The organism is Mycobacterium sp. (assembly GCF_035314665.1).
GTDB lineage: Bacteria > Actinomycetota > Actinomycetes > Mycobacteriales > Mycobacteriaceae > Mycobacterium.
In genome coordinates, this window is sequence record NZ_DATFZD010000422.1 from 1 (window position 1) to 6,877 (window position 6,877).

Consider the following 6,877-nt stretch of genomic DNA (forward strand, 5'->3'; position numbering starts at 1 on the left):
GTGGCGAGCCCGGCGACGTCGTCGACACCGACCGGCGGGCAGCCCGGCGGCTGGAATTCGGGCAGCCCACCGGCCGTGGAAACAATCGGCGTGACGCCCAGCTGCATCGACAGCACCTGCACGCCGCTCTGGGAGGCACGCCGGTAGTGGGCGACCGAACCCTTCGCGGCGGCCAGTGTCGGGACGACGTCGCAATAGCGGTAACTGCCGCGCCGCCACCGGGTGTGCTTCGGTAGGGCGCCGGCGATAGCCTGCCCGTCGCCGATGAACACCAGATCATCACCGCGCCAGCCGTCGCCGGCGACATGGCGCTGCCAGGCCTCAAGCACCACGTCCACGTTTTTATACGCGTTGAGCCGGCCGATCATCACGAAGTCGTGCCGGTCTTCGGGGCCGACAAGCGGAGGGCACAGCGCCGGGTCGAGGTCGCTGGGAAGCGGCACCACATGCACGCGGGTGCCGGCCACGAAACACCGGGTGGCGATCGCGGCCGCTACATAGTCACTGTAGGTAACGGTGGCCGCCGAACCCGCGCCCCAGCGCTCGAATACGGCACGCGTATAAAAGGGCCACCACCGTTCGACCGGGTCCTTGGGAAGGTCGTCGTGCACCAACTGAACACGCGGCGCTGACCCGGCCAGCGCGATCCAGCGCGGATCGCTGACCATCTCGACGATTACGACGTCCGGGCGGTATTCGCGGACCCGGCGCCAGGCCGCCAGGGTAGCCGGCCAGGTCGCGGCCCTGCGCAACCGCGGATCGAGCACCAGCTCGTAATCACGGGCCGCGTCCGATTCCGGGTGCAGATCGGAGGTCACCAGCAGCACGTCGACACCCCGCCGGAGCAGCGCTTCGGCCTGCACGCGTACCGCCGCCCGCACCCAGGGCGAAAGCCACAGCACCCGAAGCGAATTCACCGTGCGACCGCCGTGTTGATGTTCGAGCGGCAGCGCGCCATTGGCGCGCAGCAAGTTCGTGATTGCGGCGGCATTCATTGGCCGAAACGTCTCCTCCGTGCGTCGAGCCCGGTCTATGCGCACCCTCACCGGTCACCGGATTACCGCGACCCGACGCCCCGTACCACCGCCCAGCACTGTTCTTTCCTAACCGTGGCGAACGAAACGGTAACACGGTATGAAACCGATTATCCATATATGGGCAACTCTACATGCTCTTTGGATGAGTATAACAACAATCAAAGACTTCGAGTTCGCCACTTTGGAGACCGATGGAAGGTCGTCGACGGGTCGCAGACTCAAGTTGTCGCGCCTCGTCGAGGATCACGATGGGGGCGTCATCGAGGTTGGCGAGATCTGAGTGTGTGGACGGCGGCCAGCTGATCGTGTTGAGTGAACCGCCCGGCATGTCCGGAGACTCCATTTCTTGGAAACGGTGCAGGTGGTGGCCACCTCCGTGGAGTGTGAAATCGTGCGCCGATCTCACGTCCGGCCGCGGGTCAGAGACCCCGATTGGTGCGTGCGTGTCGCGGTCGACCCCGATTTTCCCTTGGTGCTGCGAGCTCGTTTGGAAACGTGGTGGTGGAGGTAGGACGGTTTCTCGTCCTCGACGCGGGAACCGTGGATTGTTGCTTCGAGCACGCGTAGGAAAGTCCTAACGCCTCCCCGCGGTGCGCACGCCGACAACGGATTCAGTGCGAAGTGGGAGAGGTGGTCAGGGCGGAAGTGACGCATCCGCGATGTGCAGGGATCGACGTCGCTAAGAAAGACGCCAAGGTATGCGTGCGGGTTCAGGGCTCTGGACGGCGACCAACCAAGGTGACAGTGACCACCTGGGGCGCGATGAGCAACCAGATCCTTACGTTGCGAGAGCATCTGATTAACGAGAAGGTCACGTGCGTCGACACCGAGACCAAACTGATCCACCACGCCATCCGCATCGCCGCCTACAACACCGCACAGTCCTTGGCGTGTGCGATCGTCACCGACACCGGCTACACCCGCGCCGACGACGAAGCCCACTCCGTTATCCGCACCGCCCTCGCCGGCTCCGGCGACATCATCCCCGACACCGCCACCAACACCCTGCACGTCCGGCTCGACCCGCTCCCCGCGCCACGGCACACCGTCGCCATCGACGAACTCTGCCGCGTCCTCAACGACACCCACACGGTCTACCCCGGCACCGGCCTCACCCTGCGCTACAGCATCAAATCCCACCGATGACCGCGCACCAATTACTGAGCTATGTCAGGAGTCCTGATTTCCGAAGAGATCTGGTGGACCCTGGCGGGTCCGTTCGCGGTGGGTGAGAATCGGTGTGCGCTCGTCGCCTTCCGACGCCGGTTTGGCTTGGCCTGTGAGGCCGTCGAAGAGATTGGCGCTGAAGCCCTCCCCGTTCGGGTGTTCCCGGCTGCTGCCTGTGAGCGCGAGTACCAGCCTCCAGTTCCATATTGAGGGCTTTGGAGGCGGCGTGCGCCCCACGGTTGAGCGACAGGAAAGTGAGGCACTGATGCAGGTTCTCTATCAGCGGTGTGCGGCAGTCGATATCGGCAAAGACGTCATCGCGGTGGCGGTGCGGCTTCCCGGTGACGGACCCGACCATCGGCAGACGATCAGACGGACGTTCAAGACCTTCTATGGGGTGCTCAAACTCGCCGCGCGTTGGCTGACCGAGCAGCAGGTCACCCATGTGGCGATGGAAGCGACTGGGATCTATTCGATGCCGGTGTATCACGCGCTGATCGAGCACGGCCAGTTCGAGAAGGTCCTGGTATGCAACGCCGGTCATGTGCGTAACGTGCCGGGCCGCAAGACCGACCTATCGGATGCGGAGTGGCTGGTCCAGCTGCTCGAATGCGGGCTGCTGCGGGGTTCGTTCATCCCACCCGCGCAGATCAAGGCCGCGCGCGATGTGATCCGTTACCGCACCAAGCTCACCGAGTCCCGCACCAGCGAGCTGCAGCGGCTCGGCAACGTCCTTCAAGACGCTGGGATCAAGGTCGACTCGGTGGCCTCGAAGATCACCACCCAGTCGGTGCGGGCGATGGTGGAAGCACTGATCGATGGCGAGCACCGTCCACTGGTGCTGGCCGACCTGGCCAAGGGCAAGATGCGTGCGAAGATTCCCGACTTGCAGCGGGCGCTGGAAGGTCGCTTCGACGACCATCACGCGCTCATGTGTCGGCTGCATCTGGATCATCTCGACCACCTCGAGGAGATGATCGCCAGGCTCGACGCCCAGATCGAGGACATGATGGAGCCCTTTCAGACCCAACGCGAATTGTTAACCACGATCCCCGGCATCGGACCCTTCGCGGCAGCGGCGGTTATCTCCGAGGCCGGGGCCGACATCGCCGAGTCTTTCCCATCAGCCCGACATTTCGCGTCATGGATCGGGGTGTGCCCCGGCAACCACGAATCCGCGGGCAAACGCCACTCAGGCAAGCCCCGAAAGGGAAACCAGCATCTTCAGCACGTGCTCGTCGAATGCGGGTGGGCCGCGTCGCGCACCCCTGGCTATCTGCAAAGCCTGTACCGCTGGCATGTCCGCAAGTTCGGCGGCTCCCGCAGCCCGACCGCGAAGAACAAAGCGGCCATCGCCGTCGCGCATAAACTCAGCGTGATCATCTGGCACGTACTTGCCACCGGTAAGCCCTACCGCGATCTCGGTGCCGACTATCTCGACCGTCGAGTTGACCCCGAAACAGAAACCCGAAGACTGGTCGCCAAACTCCAAGCCCTCGGACACACCGTCACGATCGAACCCGCAGCCTGAACAAAAACCCTGACATCAATCAAATCCGGCTACACCGGGTGGCTTCGCCCTGCCCGGTCACCATCGATTCACGTACCAGCCAGGAAACTGGATCGGCGAGCCGATTTCGGTCATGGGAGCTGAGCCGTCTCATCCGTCCGTCTTTATTATGGGATCCTTCTTTGGATTATTTGAGCGTTACGTGATTCGCGGTTCCGGACGACGGGATTCGTGCCCTCATTTGACCGCGATCAAGGACTTGGTCATTCCCAGTACCCGTTCGTGGAGAATAGTCGAATTTGGAAAATAGTCTCGCATCTCGGTTACGCCAATCAGGTCCGTCCACAATACCATGTGAATTGCGTTTTCGGCATTCGCTGCTCTGAGAAGGGGCCAATACCGCGCGATCTGAACTCGCGCCGCGGTGGGCATGAATTGCATCCCCGGAAAAAGCCAATGCGGCTCCAACGGGAAGTACCGATAGGGCGTCTGTACCCAGTGATGCTCGGCCAATCGGTGGACCTGGCCCGCCACCCGGGAACGAGCAGCATGCCCGCCCACATGCTCGATCAGTGAATTTGAAAACACGAGATCGAAGTTCGTTTCAACGTTCGCCCTGGCCAACTCGTCAGCAGCATTGCAGGCGTCTCCGGTCACTGGAGTAATCGAGTTGTCGTCTGACTCGCCGGGCTCGAATAGATTGAGCACCGTGACATGACGGGGTTTGACCGGGGCGCGGCGCCATGCCTCGACAGTGCCGCCGACATCCAGGACACGCAGCTTTTCGATCGTCGGGAATGCGTTGCTGAACATCTCCCAACGCTGCATGCGGGCCCTGGCACCGAGCGACGTCGGCGAATCTACCAGCAAGCGTCGTATCCCCCTAGCGGCCACAAGAGTTCCCTTCCAACGATGGCTATATGAGGACGCCAGTCTAATAGTGACCCCCCGTGTTGTCGCACCACGCCATCAGCGGATGAAACCCCCAGCCGCCCTTGAAGTTGCCCGCCGCGTGCTGTTTGTCGCTGTGCGAGTCGACCAGCGACGCGTCGATGCGGATCACGATGGTGGCGCCGAGGTCGCCGTAGCAGGTGGGCGCGGGCGGGATCGCACCATGCCGGGCCGCGATCGCCTCCCACACCTTCGGCCGGATCCGGTTGCGCACCACGGTGATCGCGGCGATGTCGGACGCGTCGAGCTCGTTCAACGACCGCCACACCGTGGGGATCGACGCCACCGGCCCGAACAGCCGCGGCTGCTGGCCCAGCACCACGACATCGCAGATGTCGCGGCCGCCGTCGCAGATCGATACCGCCACGTCTCGCGGCACCGCGCCCCGGTCGTGGGTCACCTCCGGCCGCGACACCGCTGCCGACAGCGCCTCGGTGAGCCCGGTCGCATCCGCCAGCATCCGGGGCAGCACGCACCCAGCGTGCTGCGCCACGTCGTCGCCGCGGACCTCTACACGAAGATTCTTCGGCCAATCGGTGATAGCCTGCATCTGTTAGGTGCACTCCCTCGCGTGATAATCGAACGTCGGCAACGTCGATTCTCGTTGAGGCAGTGCACCTTTCACATTCACGACACGCATCAGCTGTCAACTACGTAAAATGTCGAGGCTGATGAGCGTCGATCCGGCGATGGGTTTTGACTCCGGTGGGACGGTAGGGGCGGTCGCCACGTGTCGCGCGGTCACGCCGGGTTCCTCGGTCCCGGGCTGGCTACTCCTTCCTTGGGGTCGATTGGACAGGGGCCCGCGGGTCAGGGGATGGCGCGGACGCAGTTGACCGTGTCGGCGAATTCCTGTGCCTAGGGCCAGGTTTCGGGGACCCGCAGGATCAGGTAGCGGGATGGTTTGACCAGCGAGCCGCAGCGTGCAGCAGCCGGTACCAGCGACTCGATCGCCTGCTTAGCCTGAGCCGAACGCCGACGCCCGACAACCCTCGCCCTCGATCGGCAGTCCGAGCGGCGCAAGACTAAAAGCGGCAGCCGTATTCGCGCGGTGCGCGCGAACGTTGGCGGTGCCTGATGGCGCGTCGGCATGATGACGATGACGATTTGTGTCGTTTCGAGAGGTTGAATGCGGTGCGGCGTTGTCGGGGCGTCCGCCGATTCCGCCGCACCGTGGCGGCATCGCCAGACCGATCACTTCGATGCCGAGCCGATAGTCACGTGCGCCGACGCCCCCTGGATTTTCTGGGCCGAATGGTTCAGAATCCGGTCCATGACGATGAACCGTAGCCGTTCGCCGGACCGTGGGATCTCGCGCCAGACGTTTCTTCGCGGCGGCGTCGCAATGTTGGCGACCGGGGCGGTGTTCGGGTGCCCGTGGGCAGCGACGGCCTCGGGTAGTGTGAACATCGCCAATCTAAGCGACCTGACCGCCGTGTTCCAGCCAGCGTTTACCCGCCCAGCGGTCGCAAACGCCCATTTCAACACGATGTCCACCCCCTCCGGACCTGGCTGGACCTTCACTTGCGCCGACACTGACATCGCCCCATGGAACGACCGAGCTAAAGCCATTCTCGCCCAGTACGTGGGCGAAACCATCGGCACGGAAGTACAGTGGACGTTCTACCTCAACCTGCCCACGCAGACGATCCTCTCACAGTGGTTCTGTGGCCTGCTGTGGGAATTTCACACCGGCACGTCGGCCGGTCACAATCTATCGCTTGATGTCACGTCGAGTCCTGTGGCCCCTCAGCCGTGTTTCAAAATCATGCGGGACACAGGGGGAGGGGCGACGCCCTACTACACCGATTCCCTCATTTTCAACCACTGGTATCACGTCATGATACAGGTCAAATGGTCTTTGGGATCGGACGGCTATATACGGTGGTTTATTGACGGCACGAAATGGCTGGACTATTCGGGTGCAACGTGCTTCCCCGGTGACGGCGACCCGTTTATTCAGTTCGGTTACTATTCGTTTACCGGGGCCGGGACCAACTACTCGCAATTCGGTGGCATCACTCGGGTCGCGCTCTAGCGAAGCTAGCCGCTTGAGGATCGACTTTCGACAATTTGTTGGTGATGTGCAGTGGCGGACTGGTGCCGAATCCTCAAGCGGCTAGCAGGGTTTGGAGGGCGATGTCGGTGAACAGCGTTTGCATGTCGATGCGGATTCGTTCGTAGTCACGGTCGACGCGTGTCCAGTGCGCGG

Annotated in this window: 6 protein-coding genes and 2 pseudogenes; 5 read left to right on the forward strand and 3 right to left on the reverse strand. The window is 62.9% G+C overall.

The window, feature by feature from the left end; translation table 11 throughout:
- Nucleotides 1–902, reverse strand: a 902-nt coding sequence (locus tag VKI00_RS30375; protein WP_324446577.1) for a glycosyltransferase, incomplete at its 3' end; no start/stop codon positions are given.
- Nucleotides 903–1,179: 277 nt separating this feature from the next.
- Here VKI00_RS30375 and VKI00_RS30380 point away from each other — a divergent pair.
- The 4 genes and pseudogenes from VKI00_RS30380 to VKI00_RS30395 all read left to right on the forward strand — a co-directional run bounded on the left by VKI00_RS30380 (nucleotide 1,180) and on the right by VKI00_RS30395 (nucleotide 3,735).
- Nucleotides 1,180–1,317: a hypothetical protein gene (locus tag VKI00_RS30380; protein WP_324446566.1), complete on the forward strand. Its 138-nt coding sequence runs from the start codon at nucleotides 1,180–1,182 to the stop codon at nucleotides 1,315–1,317.
- 350 nt (nucleotides 1,318–1,667) lie between these two features.
- Nucleotides 1,668–1,868, forward strand: a pseudogene (locus VKI00_RS30385) (IS110 family transposase); the annotation flags it as partial.
- A gap of 3 nt (nucleotides 1,869–1,871) precedes the next feature.
- Nucleotides 1,872–2,183: pseudogene (locus VKI00_RS30390) on the forward strand (putative transposase); the annotation flags it as partial.
- 247 nt (nucleotides 2,184–2,430) lie between these two features.
- Nucleotides 2,431–3,735: an IS110 family transposase gene (locus VKI00_RS30395; RefSeq protein ID WP_324446568.1), complete on the forward strand. Its 1,305-nt coding sequence runs from the start codon at nucleotides 2,431–2,433 to the stop codon at nucleotides 3,733–3,735.
- A gap of 216 nt (nucleotides 3,736–3,951) precedes the next feature.
- Here the strand turns inward: VKI00_RS30395 and VKI00_RS30400 are convergent, their stop codons facing one another.
- Nucleotides 3,952–4,527 carry a methyltransferase type 11 gene (locus VKI00_RS30400; RefSeq protein ID WP_324446570.1) on the reverse strand — a complete coding sequence of 192 codons (576 nt, stop codon included), beginning with the start codon at nucleotides 4,525–4,527 and terminating at the stop codon, nucleotides 3,952–3,954.
- Between the two features lie 121 nt (nucleotides 4,528–4,648).
- On the reverse strand, nucleotides 4,649–5,215 hold the full coding sequence (locus tag VKI00_RS30405; protein ID WP_324446573.1) for a transposase: 567 nt from the start codon (nucleotides 5,213–5,215) through the stop codon (nucleotides 4,649–4,651).
- A gap of 723 nt (nucleotides 5,216–5,938) precedes the next feature.
- On the opposite strand from VKI00_RS30405, the gene VKI00_RS30410 reads away from it, so the two are divergent.
- Entirely contained in the window at nucleotides 5,939–6,703 is a 765-nt protein-coding gene (locus tag VKI00_RS30410) for a heparin lyase I family protein (protein ID WP_324446575.1), read from the forward strand.
- Nucleotides 6,704–6,877: the final 174 nt, after the last annotated feature.

What these genes read in the sequence shown, in the direction of transcription:
- VKI00_RS30405 (WP_324446573.1), bottom strand. Translation starts at nt 5,215, where the DNA reads ATGCAGGCTATCACCGATTGGCCGAAGAATCTTCGTGTAGAGGTCCGC.
- VKI00_RS30400 (WP_324446570.1), bottom strand. Translation starts at nt 4,527, where the DNA reads ATGTTCAGCAACGCATTCCCGACGATCGAAAAGCTGCGTGTCCTGGAT.
- VKI00_RS30410 (WP_324446575.1), top strand. Translation starts at nt 5,939, where the DNA reads ATGACGATGAACCGTAGCCGTTCGCCGGACCGTGGGATCTCGCGCCAG.
- VKI00_RS30380 (WP_324446566.1), top strand. Translation starts at nt 1,180, where the DNA reads ATGAGTATAACAACAATCAAAGACTTCGAGTTCGCCACTTTGGAGACC.